The following is an 18083-nucleotide window of genomic DNA, read 5'->3' on the forward strand; positions in this document are numbered from 1 at the left end:
AATGGATAACCTTTTTATACTACTGATATTCCCCATAATAAGCGCACTGATTTTAGCCTTCATGAAGTCCTCGACGATTTCAAAATGGGTGGCGTTAGGTTTATCATTATTGCAGTTCCTATTGACCGTACCGTTCCTGTGCCAATTTGTCCCTGATGCGGCGCTTCAGTTCGAACAATCTTTTCCGTGGATAAAGAGTTTAGGTATTCATTTTCATATCGGAATCGACGGTATCAGTTTGCCGCTCGTATTGTTGACAAATGGATTGATTCCGCTAATCGTACTTTCGACCTTTGGTAGATCCTTAAAAGGAAATTTCTATGCCTTGGTAGCTTTTATGCAAGCCGGGTTAATATTGGTATTTACTGCTTTGGATGCCTTTACCTTTTATGTCGGATGGGAAATAGCCTTGATTCCTATTTACTTTATATGTGCCTTATGGGGAGATGGCGATCGCATAAAAGTCAATCTTAAGTTTTTTGTATATACTTTTTTGGGAAGTATATTCATGTTGGTAGCAATAATCTATCTATACCATCAAACCCCCAACAAAGACTTTGAATGGAGTTCCTTCTCCACATTAGCATTATCCGATCCTACCCAAAGATGGATATTTTGGGCCTTTTTCTTAGCTTTCGCTATTAAAATCCCCATCTTTCCGTTTCATACCTGGCAACCCGACACCTATACCCATGCACCCGCTGCAGGCACTATGCTATTGGCTGGTATCATGCTAAAGATGGGTGTATATGGATTGATCCGTTGGTTGATTCCGATTGCGCCGCTTGGTGTAGCTGCTTATGGTCAGCTCGTATTGATTTTATGTGTAATCGGTATTGTATACGCTTCGATCATTGCCATCAAGCAACAAGATGCCAAACGACTTATCGCATACTCCTCTATAGCACACGTCGGATTGATCAGTGCAGGCGTTTTTGCATGGAACCAAGAAGCGCTTCAAGGAGCGATCATGCAAATGGTAAACCACGGGATCAGTGTCATCGGATTATTTTTTGTAATTGACATTATGGAGAGAAAGACACAGACTCGGTTATTGCAAGACCTTGGTGGGCTAGCCAGTAAAATGCCAAAACTGGCGATCTTTTTCCTGATCATACTAATGGGCGCCGTAGGACTTCCGTTAACCAATGGCTTTGTCGGAGAGTTTTTACTGCTCAAGGGGATTTTTGACTACGGCGTATGGTTTGCCGTCTTTGCTGGATTCACCTTGATATTGGGTGCTGTGTACATGTTGCGATTGTATCAACAAACCATGTTGGGCGAGCTGGCTGATCAGCACAGGGATATCGTCGATATAAAAGGTCACGAGATCGTGGTACTCACGGTTGTATCAATCCTTATTGTGTATCTAGGGATATTTCCGAACGGGTTATTGCAGCTGTCGGAAGCTTCCGTCCTACAGATATTGCAAGAGGTAAAATTTTAATATAGCGAATATTATATACGAAAAGAATTATGGGTGCGATTATAACGCTGTCTTTATTAGGAATATTAGTATTGTATTTAGGGCTGTATAAAGCCAAGAATGCCTTGTTGCCCGTAACATTAGTCGGGCTTGTCGTAGCGATCGGTTTTGAGATAGCTGCGTGGGATAAAGGTGCCACGCCTGTATACCATGGAATGGTCGTATTTGATAATCTTGCGCTGTCGTTTTCGATCCTATGCATTGTCATTACCGGCTTGATCTTACTGCTTTCCAAAGAATATTTTAGAGCTATCAGTAGCAACGTCGCCGAATACTATACCTTAATGCTCTTTTCATTGACAGGTGCTTTGTTGGTCAGCTCCTACCATAATTTTGCGATGCTTTTTGTCGGCATAGAGGTGATGTCGGTTACGCTCTACATACTCGTGGGTATACGAAAGTCTGATTTCAACTCCAATGAAGCCGCTTTGAAATACTTTCTGATGGGCGCCTTCTCCACAGGCTTTTTATTATTCGGTATTACCTTGTTGTATGGGGCGACCGGTACATTCGATATCACAGGTGTCAAGGCATATGTGATAGACAATCCACATACGATCTCTCCACTCTTCTACGGCGGTATATTACTGCTGCTGGTCGGATTATGTTTTAAAATCGGTGCAGCACCGTTTCATTTCTGGACCCCCGATGTATATGATGGTGCACCCATATTGATTACAAGCTATATGAGTACAGTCGTGAAAGTAGCCTCTTTTGCAGGTTTCTTACGTCTATTCAGCTATGTATTTGTCCCGCTTCATGATTATTGGACACCTGTTTTACTCACGATCGTGGTGATCACCCTATTCATGGGGAATATCAGTGCATTGATGCAGACGAGCTTTAAGCGTATGCTGGCCTATTCAAGTATAGCACATGCGGGCTATATGCTATTTGCCATTGTAGCAATCGGCGCAGATTCTGCTTCTGGTATCTTTACCTATTCGATAGCCTATTCGTTAGCTTCGGTAATTGCGTTTGGAGGTTTAATATTGGTAAAAAGAGCCCACGGATCGGATCAATTTATTGCGTTTAATGAACTCGGGAAAACAAATCCATTGTTGGCCATTACGATTACCATAGCCATGCTTTCGTTGGCAGGTATTCCGCTAACAGCCGGATTTATTGGTAAGTTTATGATGTTTAATACCGTCATGCAGGATTATCAAATTACCTTGTTAGTCCTTGCCGCCATCAATGCAGCCATAGGTGTTTTCTATTATTTGCGTGTGGTCGTCCATATGTATTTCAAGTCAGCAGACGAGGGAGCCATAGAAGTAAGTATGCCGCTGAATTTCAAAATTGTTCTTATCATCGCGACAGTAGTTACCCTTTTGATAGGATTGTATCCGGATTGTATCCTGGGCATCCTGTAAAATACGGTACTGCCAAAGTACTTGTCTGGTTTTCCGCTAGGCACGTATAACAGGTCGTCAGAGTTAGAGTAACAATTAGGCCTGTTCGCAGGGATTTCGCTTTTAACTTTTTTGTCCGTTTCTCGTCCTTGCGAGAAGGAGGTACGACGACGAAGCAATCTCATTTATTGGGCTTAGACTGCTTCGTAGTAGCTCCTCGCAGTGACGAATGTTTTTAAAAGCGAAATCCCTAGGCCTGTTCGACTTCACTTCGTCTCGCTGGGGCTGACGTGATCGTTATGATGGCACTTCGGGAGGTATCGCTAATAATCATGAAGGTTTTTTAGGCATTAAATTTTGAACTTTCTCTACAAATTGTATCTTTATAACCGACCAAGGTTGTTATGGGCAGAGAAGGAAAATTGTTGCTATTACGTATGTTTCTTATAGGAGCCATTGTGAATTTCACAATCCTCTCTACATTGGCTCAATTTACACATAAGGGGCAGGTAATAGACGAAGCATCTCACAAGCCAGTTTCAGGCGCAAGTATATTTATAAAAGGGGGCAATATAGGTACATCTACCGATGCTAAAGGCCAGTTTTCGGTGACCTCCGATTCTTCTTCCCTGATCCTCATCATCAAAGCAATCGGGTATTCTTCGCTAGAAGCCGCGGTACTTCCGCAGGATACCATGCTGACACTCTATCTCAAGCCCGATCAGAATGAAATTGAAGTCGTCGATGTATTCCGAAAGAGAAAATATTCCAACAGAAATAATCCTGCTGTCGAACTTATTGATCTAGTAATCCGCAACAAAGGGAAAAATAGACTTTCGGGCAAGGATAGTCTTTATTTTAAACAGTATGAAAAGATAAAATTCGGATTGGTTGATCCGCCAAGCAGTGCCAAAAATCGCCTGGGCAACCTGAGCTTTTTCTTTCAAAACGTCGATACGTCTGTCGTCGCGGGTAAAGAACTTCTTACCCTCTATATGGAAGAAAATATCTCAGACAATTACGTCAAGCAGAACCCTTCCCGGCAAAAGAAAATCATCCGTGCGCAGGAAAAGACAGAATTTGATACACGCTACATCAATAACCCCAATATGCAGTCGTATATGAACTACCTCTTCCAACCGGTAGACATCTACGACGAAAGTATCTTTTTCCTCAATAAACTCTTTTTAAGCCCCATTGCCGACAATGGAAAGATCTACTATAAGTACTATATCCTTGATACGGTTCGCACAGCCAAGGAGCCGTATGTACGCTTAGCATTCGAACCACGTAATAGCACCGATCTATTATTGCGAGGCGAATTGCAGGTCTCTTTGGATGGCAGGTATGCCGTGAAGCAAGCGAATATGTCCGTTGGTGCCAACACCAACGTCAACTGGGTAAATGAGTTTACTATTCGCTTGGCCTATTCACCAGATCGGGATGGCATTATGCTTCAGGATACGGCAATGGTACGTGTCCTATTTGGTAGGGGGAAGACGGATGCCGTATTTGGCGAACGCTTGAGTGTCAATGAAGATTATAATTCACGGATGTCCCTTCCCGATGGATTATTTACCGGAGCGCCCATTGAAACCAAATTGGATGCCAATTCCATCGTAGGCCAAGATCGTCCTGTTGCGCTCAACCCTGTCGAGCAGCGCACCTACAGTAATGTAGACAGTGTTAACAATTTGAAATCGTTCAAAACCTTACTCTCCATAGGATACCTCTTTTCACAAAGCTACTATTCGTTGGGCAAAGTAGAGTTAGGTCCGCTCGAATACGCCTATCACCAGAACAATCTGGAGGGGAATCGATTTAGATTAGGAGGGCGGACCACAGAAGCATTTTCCGACAAAATGTATCTGGAGGGATATTTGGCCTATGGCACACGGGATGACGCTTGGAAATATTTCTTAAGGACGGCAGTGTCTTTAAATGGAAAATCCATCGCAACTTTTCCGGCGCATTACATCGAGGGTATCGTACAACATGATGTATTTGATCCAGGGCGAGGGATTGGCTTTTTAAAGGGAGATAGCTTTTTCCAGGGCTTTCGTACGAATAGACCGTTAAAATGGTTGGGCTCCGATGCCTACCGATTAGGACATCTGGTCGAGTTTGGGAATCATATTAGTCTTTCTACAAACCTGACCCATCAGCGAAGGGTACCGCTGGGCGACTTGCGCTTTCCGTTAGCAATAGATACCACCCAATTTTTAGATCAGATCCATACCAACGATGTACAGCTGACACTGCGATGGGCACCGTTCGAAAAATTTTATTACCGTAATCTACGGAGAACCACTGTGGTCGAAAAATATCCAATTTTCAGCCTGCAATACAACAGAGGCCTGAAGGGGTTCTGGGACGTTCCCTACACGTACGACGCTTTACGGTTTTTTGTATCCAAAAGATGGTTCTTAAATCAGCTTGGTTTTGGCGATATGACCTTCTCCGTCGGAAAGATCTGGGGCGAGTTGCCATATCCTCTTCTAGAAATGCCTAACGTCCAGGAAATCAAAGACCGTCATACCATCTCCTACGAACTGACCAATAATATGGAATTCGTCGCCGACCAATTCATTAAGTTTTCCTACGATCACCAGCTTCAGGGATTTATTTTTAATAAACTTCCTCTGATCAAAAAGTTAAAACTGCGCGAAGTATTTGGCGCAAAAATGTTCTATGGAGATCTGTCGACTTCGAATAACCCCTATGATGGTGTAGGAGGCGTTTATTTTGATAACGACGAGGAAGGAAATGCCATGACGCATGTTCTGGGCAAGAACCCCTATTGGGAAGGATATGTCGGCATCGATAATATCCTTAAAATAGTTAAAGTCGAATATATAAAAAGACTCAATTACCTCGATCACGCGAGCATAAATAAAGAACGGTTTCGCGTTTCGCTCCATTTTGATTTCTAAAAACAAGACGACGCTTATCTCGGCATCATTTTGGCTAAAAGCAGATAATACCTCACAGATTTGTAACCGTAAATACGTAGAAATGACATCATATAACAACTTACTCTTGCAGGTAACCGATCAAACTGCAGTTTTGACCGTAAATAGAGAACAGAAATTAAATGCATTGAATCGGGAGACCGTGCTCGAGCTTACCGCGGCATTCCGGTTTCTGGAGCAGCAATCCGAAGTAAGGGGAGTGATCCTTACAGGAGCGGGAGAGAAGGCATTTGTTGCAGGTGCAGATATTACCGAATTTGCATCCTTGGATGATGCAGGCGCCGAGACCTTAGCCAAGGAGGGACACGGTCTTATGGATACGATTTACAATTTTTCTAAACCCGTGATCGCAGCTATCAATGGCTTTGCACTTGGAGGAGGTCTGGAGTTAGCCTTGTCCTGTCATATCCGGGTGGCTTCCACCAATGCGCAGCTGGGGCTACCCGAGGTCTCCCTCGGTATTATACCTGGCTATGGCGGTACGCAGCGCCTCACCCAGCTGATAGGGCGCGGAAAAGCCCTTGAGATGATCATGACCGCCGACAGGGTAGGAGCCAACGAGGCATATAACTGGGGGCTGGTGAATCATGTCGTTGATCCCGCTGCGATCATGGATTTCAGTAAGCAACTCCTTCAGAAGATATTTGCTAGATCACCAAATGCCATTTCCAAGGCGATTGATGCGGTAAATACCGCAATACAAACTCCTCAAAAGGGGTTTGAGAAGGAGATTGAGTTATTCGGTCAATGCTTCGCCTCTCCGGAAGCAAAGGAAGGGATTGCAGCCTTTATTGAAAAACGAAAACCAAATTTCTAGTGCATTGTTGTTATACCATTACAGATACATTTTTTTCGAGCGATCAAGCTCCCTAAACGATTTTTTGACATATGAATAACGCTGTTTTTTCACAAAAGGAACGGAATATCATCATCCTCATTATTGTCCTTTTTCTCGGTGCTATACTGATGTATGCATTAAAGGGAATTTTTAGTGCTATTCTGGGAACGATGGTCATGTACACCCTATTTCGAAACCTCAATCGGTTTCTGATCGAAAACTGGCATTGGCCTAAGCCGCTTTCTTCGGTGTTTATTATTATTATTTCCCTTTTCATCATTGTCCTTCCATTTGTAGGTATTGGCTCTATGCTTTTGAATAAAGCAAGGGAGCTACAAGATAATCCCGACTGGATAAACAGTATTATTGATGCGATCAATACATTTGTCGGTGATAAGTTGGGCAAGCCCGACTTTCTAAAGGAGCAGCTTGAAGCCAGTGCAGCCTATGCCGGTGAACTGTTGACAGCCGTTTTGGGTATGGCGGCCAATATCTTTTTAGAAATATCTGTCATGTATTTTATCTTGTACTTTCTATTTGTCAATTACAAAGGCTTCGAAAATGGCATCGTTTTTTATATGCCTTTTGACGCGGAGAATGCAGTAGAATTTGGTAATGAGTTAAAAAACATTACCTATTCCAATATCGTCGGTCAGACCTTTATAGCGATTGTACAGGGGGGCTGTCTTGCGTTGGGATTTTGGATCTTTGACGTTTCGGATCCCCTATTTTGGGGTGTTATCTGCGCTATACTATCGTTTATTCCACTTATAGGTCCGCCCCTGATTTTCGTTCCGGCGGCAATGATCCTGTTCGCCGAAGGTCAGAGTTGGCAAGCTGTTGGATTATTACTCTGGGGTTTTGGTCTAGTCATCAATATTGACAACGTATTAAGGCTTATAATTGCCAAAAAAATAGGCGATATCCATCCTATCATTACCGTAGTAGGGGTTATTATCGGGTTGCCATTGTTCGGAATCATGGGATTAGTATATGGCCCCCTTCTTCTAGCCTACTTTTTAATAGCCGTAAAAATTTATAAAGCCAATAAGCGTTTGGCGCTAAAGCGAGATCAGTTGGAGCAGCATTAATACGGTTATTCTACTACATATCCCAACATATAGGCGTTGAATTTTTCATAATGTACATGAAATTCATGCGCATCACTGTCCTTTTGTAGCACTAAGGTCATCACCCCTTGTGCCTTATAGTCAAATGGTTTTATGGTCATGTCATGCAGAAAAGAAACGCCTTTATTCCCCTGCAACTTATAAACCGCCTCTTTGGCACACCAGCAGGCATATAGCTGTTCGACCTCATGTTTAGCGGAAATAAACGTAAGCTCTTCTGGTTTAAGAAATTTTTCTTTAATCCGCAGTACCTTGTCTTTTACGATTTCGAGGTCAATTCCACATTCCCCATTGGTACTGAGCATCACGCCCGCATAATCGAAAGAGTGGGTCAGCGAAATTTTATACGGGTAGTCTGGAAGGTAAGGCTTACCATTTGAATCTGAAGGGCAATTGATATATTCGCTCGTCTGTAATAAATAACGCAGCAGCACACGGGTAGCCAACCAATGCAACGTTCGTTTGCCTTTACCAAACTGCTGGAGCTTTGCTTTTTCATGTTCATCCAATTGAAGTTTCGCCAAGAGCTCTTGCGCATTTTCTTCAATCTTCCAAATTGCAAATTTGGTTGTGCTGTCTAGCTCTCTTAAATATACCAGTGCCATAGATAAATGTAAACAGTAAAAAGGGAAATGGCAACATTAAATTTAAAAACATGTTATACATGAATTGTGGGCTTTTGTTTATTTAAGGTTAATTGATGGGATTAAAGGCAGGTTTATTTTAATCAAATTTATTTTGTCGCTTGCCCGCGACAGGGGCCTTCTTTTTATTCATATGTGTTTATTTTTTGTATGAATGAGGGCTACGCCGTTTACCTTAAAAAAAGAAGCAAAAAGTCGTCGCTGTACCCATTTGCCAAAGTGGTCCGTGCTTCCTCCTGCAAAAGGCAAATGGCTAAGGCGACATTTATCGGTGATGAAAGGATAGTGCTTTATTCTTAAATATTAGTTTAAACTTTAGCTGAATTTAAAAGGACGACCTAGGTCGATGTAGCGTTAAGAAAGCTTTTGGATTTGCGTTAAGAACAGATCTACGAAGTGCAACGGCTCAGATCTGTTTAGTAAATCCAAAAGCTTTTAGCATAACATTGACCAAGTCTTGACTCTTTGCTCCTTTCTCGTCAAGGAGAAAGGAGAAGCCCTGCCACGGCTAGTGGCGGAAAGGTAAGGCGGTGGACCAGACTCAAAAAATATCGAATTTAAAACTTCATTAAAACCCCTTATTGATTTTAAAAGTTGCTTGGATTCAAGTAATAACGTATTTTTGAAAACTTTCTGGCGCGGCTAGTTATTAAATTATCATATGATCTTATCAGACAAGCGAATATTAGAAGAAATAGAAAAAGGAACGATTGTTATTGAACCATATGATCGTACGTGTTTAGGTACAAATTCTTATGATGTGCATCTAGGAAAGCATCTGGCAACCTACAGGGATCGTGTTTTAGATGCTAAGAAGCACAATGAAATAGATCATTTCGAAATCCCGGAAGAAGGCTTTGTACTACAGCCTAATACCTTGTATCTGGGTGTAACATTAGAATATACCGAGACCCATGCCCATGTTCCTTTTTTAGAGGGGAAATCCAGTACAGGCCGATTGGGTATTGATATCCATGCCACTGCCGGAAAAGGAGATGTCGGCTTCTGTAATACCTGGACACTCGAAATTTCGGTTGCACAACCTGTTCGTATATACGCGGGTATGCCTGTCGGTCAGTTGATTTACTTTGCTGTTGAAGGAGAGATCGAGACGCTATATAACACAAAAGGCAATGCCAAATACAATAGCAAAACCGTGCGTCCGGTAGAAAGTATGATGTGGAAGAATTCGTTTTAAACAAGAAACATGAATAGATGGAATAAAGACTAAAGGAACGAAGAAAGTTTTTCAATCCTTTATCCTTGTTCCTTTTATCCTTGTTCAATACTAGCCACCAAATTCCATCAGATAGGATTTCAAGAATTCATCCAGATCCCCGTCCAGTACCCCTTGCGTGTTGGAGGTTTCCGTGCCGGTTCGTAAATCTTTAATCAATTTATAAGGATGCAATACATAATTACGTATTTGTGATCCCCATTCAATTTTCTTTTTAGACCCTTCAATAGCTGCGCTAGCCTCTGCACGTTTGCGCATTTCAATCTCGTACAACTGCGATTTTAAGAGCCTTAGTGCATTTTCTTTGTTCTGAAGCTGTGATCGGGATTCTTGATTTTTGATAATAATACCTGTCGGTTTGTGATGAAGACGTACTGCTGTTTCGACTTTGTTTACATTCTGTCCACCAGCTCCTCCGGCACGAAAAGTATCCCATTCGATTTCGGAATCTTTAACATCGATCTCAATATTATTATCTACTAGCGGATATACGTATACCGATGCAAAAGAAGTGTGTCTTTTGGCGTTGGAGTCAAAGGGCGAAATACGTACAAGGCGATGAACCCCATTTTCGCCTTTTAGGTAACCATAGGCAAAATCGCCCGATAACTGCAACGTTACTGATTTTATACCGGCAACATCGCCCTCTTGGTGATCCTGTTCCGTTACTTTACAGCCATGCCTTTCTCCCCACATGATATACATACGCATGAGCATTGCTGCCCAGTCACAGCTCTCCGTACCACCTGCACCAGCCGTGATCTGTAAGATGGCGTCCAATTGATCCTCCTCTGCACTGAGCATGTTTTTAAATTCGAGGTCTTCGACATGAGCCAGCGCAATCTGGTACTGCTCCTCGACTTCCTGCTCCGTAGCATCGCCTGCCTGGAAAAATTCGTACAAAACGTTGGTGTCGTCTACAGCCGAGGAAACCTCATCGTACTGATCGGTCCATACTTTGGTGATCTGAATCGCGCGTAAGATGACCTCCGCTGCTTTAGAATCGTCCCAAAAGTCGGGCTGTAGGGTGATTTCAGTTTGTTCCGCTATCTCCTCTTTTTTGGCATCTATGTCAAAGATGCCTCCTCAGGGCCGTCACTCTGTCCCTCAAGTCTTGAATATGTTCTTTTGTCATAACGCAAATGTAAACAGTACAACCTGAAAACTAGCATAAACTGCTCAGAATTCTTATCTTTGGATTAAACAGAATCAAATATGCTACCATCCATCAATTTTACAGAAACCCCAGCCTACAAGTACCTGGCAGATCATTATATCACCATCAGCGAAAAATCCATCGCGCAACTTTTTCAAGAAGACCCTCTGCGTTTTGAAAATTATTCCGTGCAGCTGAATGATATCCTTCTAGATTATTCCAAGAATAGAATCAATGCCGAAACATTTGCATTACTGATGCAATTAGCGCGCGAATGTCAATTGGAAAAGGCGATCCAGGCGATGTTTTCAGGCGAAAAAATAAATGTTACCGAAGGGCGGCAGGTATTGCATACCGCTTTGCGTAATCAATCCGGAGAGCCCGTTATCGTAGATAATGAAGATGTGATGCCGAAAGTAAAAGCGGTAAAAGCGCAGATGAAAGCCTTTTGCGAGCAGATCCATTCTGGAGCGTGGAAAGGCTATACCGGACAAGCGATTACAGATGTTGTTAATATCGGTATTGGTGGCTCGGATTTGGGGCCCGTTATGGTGACAGAAGCGTTAAAATCGTATAAAACACACCTCAACGTTTCCTTTGTTTCCAATGTAGATGGCACCCATATCGCAGAAACGCTGAAGGGGCTCAACCCAGAAACAACCCTCTTTCTAGTCGCATCAAAAACATTTACCACGCAAGAGACCATGGCAAATGCCCAGACGGCAAAAGATTGGTTCCTTAAGTCCGGAGCGACGGAAGCCGATGTAGCCAAGCATTTTGCCGCTTTGAGTACAAATGAAAAAGGTGTCTCGGCATTCGGTATCGATCCAAAGAACATGTTTGAGTTTTGGGACTGGGTAGGCGGCCGTTATTCCCTATGGTCTGCCATCGGTCTTTCTATTGCACTCTCGATCGGGTTCGACAATTTTGAAGAGGTATTACAAGGTGCTTACGAAGCAGACACACATTTTCAAGAGGCCCCTTTTGAGGAAAATATACCCGTGATATTAGCGCTATTGGGCATCTGGTACAATAATTTTTTCGGAGCCGAAAGTCACGCCATATTGCCCTATGACCAATATTTACATCGTTTCGCAGCTTATTTCCAGCAAGGAGATATGGAAAGTAACGGCAAGTATATAGACCGAAATGGCAACAGGGTAGATTACGAAACCGGACCTATTATTTGGGGAGAACCTGGTACCAACGGGCAGCATGCATTCTACCAGTTAATCCACCAGGGAACAAAACTGATCCCCTGCGATTTCATTGCGCCAGCCATTTCACATAATCCCCTCGGCAATCACCATCAATTGTTGTTATCTAACTTTTTTGCACAGACCGAAGCATTGATGAACGGTAAGAGTGAGGAAGAAGTCGTCGCCGAACTCGAGCAAGCAGGCAAATCAGAAGCGGAAATAGAGAAATTAAAAAACTATAAGGTGTTCGAGGGCAATCGTCCAAGTAATTCCTTTTTGATCAAGAAAATTACGCCACGAACTTTAGGAACAATGATCGCATTTTATGAGCATAAGATCTTTGTTCAGGGTATAATCTGGAATATTTTCAGCTTTGACCAATGGGGAGTAGAGTTAGGGAAGCAGCTGGCAAATAGAATATTGCCCGAATTGGAGAGTGATACAGCGATTTCAAGTCATGATAGCTCTACCAACGGATTGATCAATCAATACAAGGCCTGGCGCTAGGAATAGGATTATCGTAAACAGAAAAAACCTTCAACGCGTAATCGTGTTGAAGGTTTTTTCTGTTTATAAGCAATATTACTTGCTAAGACTGGCTAGTGGAATAAAATCCGACATCACGTTCAAACTTTCGTCCAGTAGGAAGTCAAATTCTACTTTCGGCTGCGGTTCGCCCTCTTTCCAAAGTGGAAGCCCACGCAGTTCCAGTACTTTATTGATGCGCGCCCTATTTTTGGCCATGCTATCATCGCGTTCCTTTTTTAGTTTTATCTCGTTCAGGCTAATTTGAGGCACTGCTTCATCTTTATTAAACTCTTCAATATCTTCCAGCAAGAATTTATATTCCGGCGATTTTGCCATACGCGCCTGATGCGCAGCATTCAGTTTTTGAATCGTTGTCGTAAGATCCCCAACTTTAGCATATGTCGTCGTCTTTATCTGATCCCAAGGCAAGGCCGATGGCTCTGAGCTTTCGCCAAACTTCTCAGCAGAATACTGCGTCGGAAAGATCACATCAGCATCTACCCCCCTATGTTGTGTACTACTACCATTTACGCGGTAAAATTTACCCATCGTAATATTGATCTGACCAAATTCCGGCGCACCATTAGGAACATCCGGATCGCCTCCAGCAGCCTTCATCAATAACCTGTTTGTCGGACTGATAAAACGTGCCATTTCAATAGCCGATTGTACCGTTCCTTTTCCATAGGTCGTGGAACCTAAGATAACACCCCGGCCATAATCCTGAATCGCACCAGCAAAAATTTCAGATGCAGACGCCGAGAACCTGTTGATAATCACGCCGAACGGACCGCTCCATTTTACGCCACTTTCGGTATCACTCTCCACTTGCACCCGGTTACGGGCATCACGTACCTGCACGACAGGGCCTTTATCAATGAATAATCCTGTCAGCTCGATAGCCTCCTGGAGCGAGCCTCCGCCGTTATTACGTAAATCCAGTACCACAGCATCCACTTTCTCGTCGTTCAGGCTGTCCAAAATTAATTTCACATCCCGTGTAGTACTCTTATAGTCAGGATCACGCTTACGGTAACCCTCAAAATCAATATAGAATTTAGGCAAGGTGATCACCCCCACTTTATAGGATTTGCCATCTTCACCCCGAACGGTTTTGACCGATTTTTGAGCAGACTCTTCCGCGATCACAATCTTTTCACGCGTTAAAGCAATGATTTTCGGTTGTGCGGTGAGCTCTTGCCCTGCCGGAAGTATTTTTAAACGTACGACAGTACCCTTAGGGCCTTTGATTTTCGCTACCGCTGCATCCAAGCGCCAGCCGATAATATCTTCGAATTCACCATCATCCTGAGCTACCCCGATGATACGGTCATCCATTTCCAAACGTTTGTCTTTAAAGGCAGGGCCTCCGGCAATGATTTCCTTGATCGTTACCATCTCATTTTCCATCTGAAGACGTGCGCCGATTCCCTCAAGCGTGTTGGACATACCTTCGTTAAAAGCTTGGGCGAAAGAAGGATTATAATACGTCGTGTGTGGATCTACAGCATCCGTTAAGGAAGTCATAATCAACTGAAAAGCATCGTTCGAGTTCGTCTTCTTAGCCTGCGAGATCAAGTTGTTGTAACGTTTGCGGAGCGTCTCTTTGTGCTTATCCTGGTCGGCATCTTTGTCTGTGCTAGTCAGGCGAAGATTTAACAAGTCATATTTAACGCGTTTTCGCCATTGGTCTTTCAGCTCCTCTTCCGATTTAAACCAATCCAGTTTCTCTCTAAAGTTAGAGTAGTTCTCTTCGATGGTAAAATCATGGGGAGCATCTATCTGTGTCAGTGCGTATTCCATACATTGGAGATAACGCTGTGAATAGATATTAAAAATAAGAAAGGATGCCGATAAATCACCGTCCCGGAAATCCTGACTGATGGTGTGTTTATACTGTTGAAGACCGTCGATATCCGCTTGGATAAGGTAGGTTTTACCTTGATCTACCGACTTTATCAAATTGTCGAAAACGATGGCAGATACCGAATCGCTCATAGGTACCTTCTTATAGCTATGGTTTTCCAGCAGCATAGCCACTTCTTTAGCGATCACCTCATGTTGTACTGTAGGAACTAAGTTTATCCCTCCCTCTTCCAACTGCACGCGTGGTTTAGATCCACATGCCACCACAGAGATCAAGGCTAAACAAAAAATTAAATTTTTAAACATATGTAACGTAGTATTAATTGTCATTCTTCTTGCAAAATTCTCTCCAAATTCTGAAAGGGCTAAATTTAGTTAAAAAAATGTCAAGCTTATATCTGCTTAACGTAATAAATTACTAAAATGTGTCAATTCACTTGTAACTTTCGTAGTACGCCCGGATTGTGGGGTGCCTTGCTTAAAAAAGCTCGGTCCTCAGGGCCCAGTAATGTTCAAGATTCTCAGCCGCATCATCAATATTGCGTTGGATCATGTTGATACGGCCAAGTTTTTCGACAATGGCCAGCTGCAGCAGCTTGTTGTTCTCTTTGCGCGCAAGATTATTCGCTCGATCCAGCTCTTTTTTTGCGACACTGTAGTTTTTTTGAATGATTTTAGACGAAGCCAACATATATTCTATCTCGGCGAGCTCATTCGGAAAATTCTTTGTTTCGGCCAGATCGCGAGCCTGTATTAAAAACCATTGTGCTTCCGTGTGTTTGTTTTGCATCTGGTAAATCGAGGCCAATTCCTGCCAGGCCAATAGTTTACCTTCGTAATGTTTGCTCCTGTTAAACAAGGGGATAGCTTTTCGGATAATGGTGTTTTCAGCCGAATTGAAGTCTTTGTCTTGCGCCTGTATCTTGGCTATTTTCACCAACGATTCCGCCTGCTCCACGATGCTTTTATCCTTTACAGCTTGTTGGTAATAGGCCTCTTCATAGTTGCCCGCCTCCATAAAGTTTTTAGAATAGATCAATAGCGAAGACAGGTTCGATTGAATAATTCCACGATCGCGTGTGTTCTCCTGTTTGTTTGCTTGTTGTAAAGCACTCTCTAAGAGTGCGATCGCACGGTTAATCTGTTCTATGGATAAAGACTGGTTGGCATATTCATTAAGCAATCCATAGGCTATTCCGTGGTTTTCTTGCTGTATGTTGGTTTCAATTACCGTATTCCAGCCAAGTTCATCTTGCGGTAGCGGGTTTACGATTGTTTTTACCAGACCCTCGTTGTTCGTCGATTTAAAATCAGCGATCAGACGTTGGTAGACCATAGCCTGTTGGATACTATCCTGGAACGATAAAATTTCTGCGAATGTATCCGTGAGCATTTCTTCTTTCGTCCGCGGAGCAGGCAGTACATACACTTTTGGCCCCACACCCTCGAATTCGGTATCATATTTTGTGACGAATCCAGCCGGATCCAGCGGTACCTCCTGACGTTGGGCTACGACTAAATCTACTTGAAAAACAGTCACTAGTACAGATACGATGGGAATAAAAAAAGATCTTTGCATATAACTATTTTATCAAATTTACTTAAAATGCTTTATATTCACAAACGTCGCGCCTACTTCACAGGGACTTCGCTTTTAAAAGCATTCTAAGCCCAATAACGAGATTGCTTCGTCGTCGTACCTCCTTCTCGCAAGGACGAGAAACGGACAAAAAAGTTAAAAGCGAAATCCCTGCCTACTTCACTAAGTTCGCGCGGTAGCTATTTGAGTTTGGATAAAATCACTTAAGTTTGTAGATATGGTTACACGAATTCCGTTGGCAGAGCGATTACGGCCCAAGAATTTAAACGATTATGTCGGTCAGCAGCACATTGTAGGCGAAGATGCCGTCCTTCGTAATGCAATAGCACAGCAAAATATCCCGTCCATGATACTCTGGGGCCCCCCGGGGGTGGGGAAGACAAGCTTGGCCTTTCTGATCGCCAAAGAACTCGACCGACCTTTTTTCAGTTTGAGTGCCATCAAATCAGGGGTCAAGGATGTAAGGGAAGTTATCGATAAGGCCGAGCAGCTGATGAACTTCAACCAAGAGCAGCCCATTCTTTTTATTGATGAGATCCACCGATTTTCGAAGTCCCAGCAAGATTCGTTACTAGGCGCTGTCGAAAAGGGCTTAGTCACCCTTATCGGCGCTACCACAGAAAATCCGTCTTTCGAAGTGATTTCAGCCTTGTTGTCGCGCTGTCAGGTTTATGTATTAGAAAATTTGAGCGAGGAAGACCTGGTTTCGTTGATTCAGAAAGCCATCAAGGAAGATGAGTTTTTAAAAAATGATGTCATAAAGATCAACGAGTTTGATGCATTGATTCGTATATCCGGTGGCGATGCCCGGCGTTTGCTGAATGTTTTTGAACTCGTTGTGAATGCGGCGGTGCCGTACGGTAAGACCATTACGAATGATTTTGTCCTGCAGCAGGTGCAGCAAAATATGCGTTATGATAAAACGGGCGAACAGCATTACGATATCATTTCGGCATTTATCAAATCCATTCGTGGTTCCGACCCCAATGCTGCCGTATATTGGTTGGCACGGATGATAGAAGGCGGTGAAGACCCCTCTTTTATTGCACGGCGGTTGTTGATTTTAGCTTCAGAAGATATAGGTAATGCCAATCCAAATGCCCTTCTGTTGGCCAATAACTGTTTTCAGGCAGTCAATGTAATAGGCTGGCCAGAGTCCAGGATTGTTCTTTCGCAGACCGTTACGTATCTTGCCAGTTCCGCCAAGAGTAATGCCGCCTATGAAGCCATCAATAAAGCACAGGCATTGGTAAAACAGACCGGCGACCTGTCAGTACCCTTGCACCTGCGCAATGCACCAACCAAGCTCATGAAAGAACTAAACTATGGTGTCGAATATAAGTATGCCCATGGCTTTACCGGTAATTTTGTAAACCAGGAGTATATGCCCGATACCATTCAGAATACCAAACTCTACAACCCCGGTAAAAACAGTGCGGAAGACAAGCTCCGGCAGTCATTAAAAGAAAAATGGAAGGAAAAATATGGGTATTAGATACTAGAATCTAATATCTAACATCAAATTGTTAACTTTGTACGATGATGGAAACATTTACCGCGATAGATTTTGAATTAGCCACTTCCGATTATGTGAGTGTATGCTCGGTAGGAATCGTAAATGTAGTGGATGGCAAAATCGCCCATGAATTCTATAGTTTGGTACAGCCCCCACAGAATAAATATATGTGGCAGACCACGCGGGTGCATGGAATTAAAGCAAAAGACACGTTGACTGCACCCACGTTCAGCGAACTGTTTCCTCAGCTAGCACCCTTATTATCCCATCAAAAGATGGTTGCGCACAACGAGCTTTTTGATCGGTCAGTCTTGCAGCGCACGATGAAGTTTTACGGACTGAACTATAAAGCGTTAGATCTACCCGAGAAATGGGATTGCACCAGCAATATCTATAGAGCCAAAGGTTTCTTAAAAACAAAATTAAGTATGTGCTGTCAGGTTATGGGTATTCCATTAGACCATCACGATGCACTCTCCGACGCCCGCGCAAGCGCGCTGTTATATCTACATCAAGATAGAGCAGCTGATTCTTTAATCATTTAGATATCTACGAA

Annotated in this window: 13 protein-coding genes; 9 read left to right on the forward strand and 4 right to left on the reverse strand. The window is 43.1% G+C overall.

What is annotated here, in order from left to right; genetic code table 11:
• Position 1: 1 nt before the first annotated feature.
• The 5 genes from FAZ19_RS22175 to FAZ19_RS22195 all read left to right on the forward strand — a co-directional run bounded on the left by FAZ19_RS22175 (position 2) and on the right by FAZ19_RS22195 (position 7742).
• On the forward strand, positions 2–1447 hold the full coding sequence (locus FAZ19_RS22175; RefSeq protein WP_136822964.1) for a complex I subunit 4 family protein: 1446 nt from the start codon (positions 2–4) through the stop codon (positions 1445–1447).
• A gap of 29 nt (positions 1448–1476) precedes the next feature.
• On the forward strand, positions 1477–2862 hold the full coding sequence (locus tag FAZ19_RS22180) for an NADH-quinone oxidoreductase subunit N (RefSeq protein ID WP_136822965.1): 1386 nt from the start codon (positions 1477–1479) through the stop codon (positions 2860–2862).
• Between the two features lie 383 nt (positions 2863–3245).
• Positions 3246–5774, forward strand: a complete 2529-nt coding sequence (locus FAZ19_RS22185) for a DUF5686 and carboxypeptidase-like regulatory domain-containing protein (protein ID WP_229707672.1) — start codon at positions 3246–3248, stop codon at positions 5772–5774.
• A gap of 82 nt (positions 5775–5856) precedes the next feature.
• Positions 5857–6630, forward strand: coding sequence for an enoyl-CoA hydratase/isomerase family protein (locus tag FAZ19_RS22190; protein WP_136822966.1), 774 nt, complete (start codon positions 5857–5859; stop codon positions 6628–6630).
• Between the two features lie 71 nt (positions 6631–6701).
• Positions 6702–7742 carry an AI-2E family transporter gene (locus FAZ19_RS22195; RefSeq protein ID WP_136822967.1) on the forward strand — a complete coding sequence of 347 codons (1041 nt, stop codon included), beginning with the start codon at positions 6702–6704 and terminating at the stop codon, positions 7740–7742.
• Positions 7743–7747: 5 nt separating this feature from the next.
• Here FAZ19_RS22195 and FAZ19_RS22200 read toward each other — a convergent pair whose 3' ends face one another.
• Positions 7748–8386, reverse strand: a complete 639-nt coding sequence (locus tag FAZ19_RS22200; RefSeq protein WP_136822968.1) for a 4'-phosphopantetheinyl transferase family protein — start codon at positions 8384–8386, stop codon at positions 7748–7750.
• 700 nt (positions 8387–9086) lie between these two features.
• Here FAZ19_RS22200 and dcd point away from each other — a divergent pair.
• The gene (gene dcd, locus FAZ19_RS22205; RefSeq protein ID WP_136822969.1) at positions 9087–9623 is read left to right on the forward strand and encodes a dCTP deaminase; all 537 of its coding nucleotides are present in this window, start codon (positions 9087–9089) and stop codon (positions 9621–9623) included.
• 90 nt (positions 9624–9713) lie between these two features.
• Here dcd and prfB read toward each other — a convergent pair.
• Positions 9714–10797, reverse strand: a protein-coding gene (prfB, locus tag FAZ19_RS22210) for a peptide chain release factor 2 (protein ID WP_136822970.1) whose coding sequence is annotated in 2 segments (ribosomal slippage) — positions 9714–10736 and positions 10738–10797 — 1083 coding nt in all. Because the reading frame shifts where the segments join, the coding sequence is not laid out codon by codon here.
• An 80-nt stretch (positions 10798–10877) separates the two neighbouring features.
• On the opposite strand from prfB, the gene pgi reads away from it, so the two are divergent.
• On the forward strand, positions 10878–12524 hold the full coding sequence (gene pgi / locus FAZ19_RS22215; RefSeq protein WP_136822971.1) for a glucose-6-phosphate isomerase: 1647 nt from the start codon (positions 10878–10880) through the stop codon (positions 12522–12524).
• Between the two features lie 75 nt (positions 12525–12599).
• Here the strand turns inward: pgi and FAZ19_RS22220 are convergent, their stop codons facing one another.
• On the reverse strand, positions 12600–14717 hold the full coding sequence (locus FAZ19_RS22220) for a carboxy terminal-processing peptidase (protein ID WP_136822972.1): 2118 nt from the start codon (positions 14715–14717) through the stop codon (positions 12600–12602).
• 172 nt (positions 14718–14889) lie between these two features.
• A complete protein-coding gene (locus FAZ19_RS22225; protein WP_136822973.1) occupies positions 14890–15990 on the reverse strand; it encodes a tetratricopeptide repeat protein in 1101 nt (366 codons plus the stop codon).
• A gap of 238 nt (positions 15991–16228) precedes the next feature.
• Between FAZ19_RS22225 and FAZ19_RS22230 the strand changes: the two genes are divergently transcribed.
• Complete coding sequence (locus tag FAZ19_RS22230; RefSeq protein WP_136822974.1) at positions 16229–17506, forward strand: replication-associated recombination protein A; 1278 nt, start codon at positions 16229–16231, stop codon at positions 17504–17506.
• A gap of 44 nt (positions 17507–17550) precedes the next feature.
• The gene (locus FAZ19_RS22235) at positions 17551–18072 is read left to right on the forward strand and encodes an exonuclease domain-containing protein (RefSeq protein WP_136822975.1); all 522 of its coding nucleotides are present in this window, start codon (positions 17551–17553) and stop codon (positions 18070–18072) included.
• The last annotated feature ends 11 nt before the right edge of the window (positions 18073–18083 follow it).

Source organism: Sphingobacterium alkalisoli, assembly GCF_005049105.1.
Taxonomy (GTDB): domain Bacteria; phylum Bacteroidota; class Bacteroidia; order Sphingobacteriales; family Sphingobacteriaceae; genus Sphingobacterium; species Sphingobacterium alkalisoli.

Excerpts from the sequence above, each read along its gene's own strand:
- FAZ19_RS22175 (WP_136822964.1), top strand. The coding sequence starts at position 2 with ATGGATAACCTTTTTATACTACTGATATTCCCCATAATAAGCGCACTG.
- FAZ19_RS22180 (WP_136822965.1), top strand. The coding sequence starts at position 1,477 with ATGGGTGCGATTATAACGCTGTCTTTATTAGGAATATTAGTATTGTAT.
- FAZ19_RS22185 (WP_229707672.1), top strand. The coding sequence starts at position 3,246 with ATGGGCAGAGAAGGAAAATTGTTGCTATTACGTATGTTTCTTATAGGA.
- FAZ19_RS22190 (WP_136822966.1), top strand. The coding sequence starts at position 5,857 with ATGACATCATATAACAACTTACTCTTGCAGGTAACCGATCAAACTGCA.
- FAZ19_RS22195 (WP_136822967.1), top strand. The coding sequence starts at position 6,702 with ATGAATAACGCTGTTTTTTCACAAAAGGAACGGAATATCATCATCCTC.
- FAZ19_RS22200 (WP_136822968.1), bottom strand. The coding sequence starts at position 8,386 with ATGGCACTGGTATATTTAAGAGAGCTAGACAGCACAACCAAATTTGCA.
- dcd (WP_136822969.1), top strand. The coding sequence starts at position 9,087 with ATGATCTTATCAGACAAGCGAATATTAGAAGAAATAGAAAAAGGAACG.
- pgi (WP_136822971.1), top strand. The coding sequence starts at position 10,878 with ATGCTACCATCCATCAATTTTACAGAAACCCCAGCCTACAAGTACCTG.
- FAZ19_RS22220 (WP_136822972.1), bottom strand. The coding sequence starts at position 14,717 with ATGTTTAAAAATTTAATTTTTTGTTTAGCCTTGATCTCTGTGGTGGCA.
- FAZ19_RS22225 (WP_136822973.1), bottom strand. The coding sequence starts at position 15,990 with ATGCAAAGATCTTTTTTTATTCCCATCGTATCTGTACTAGTGACTGTT.
- FAZ19_RS22230 (WP_136822974.1), top strand. The coding sequence starts at position 16,229 with ATGGTTACACGAATTCCGTTGGCAGAGCGATTACGGCCCAAGAATTTA.
- FAZ19_RS22235 (WP_136822975.1), top strand. The coding sequence starts at position 17,551 with ATGATGGAAACATTTACCGCGATAGATTTTGAATTAGCCACTTCCGAT.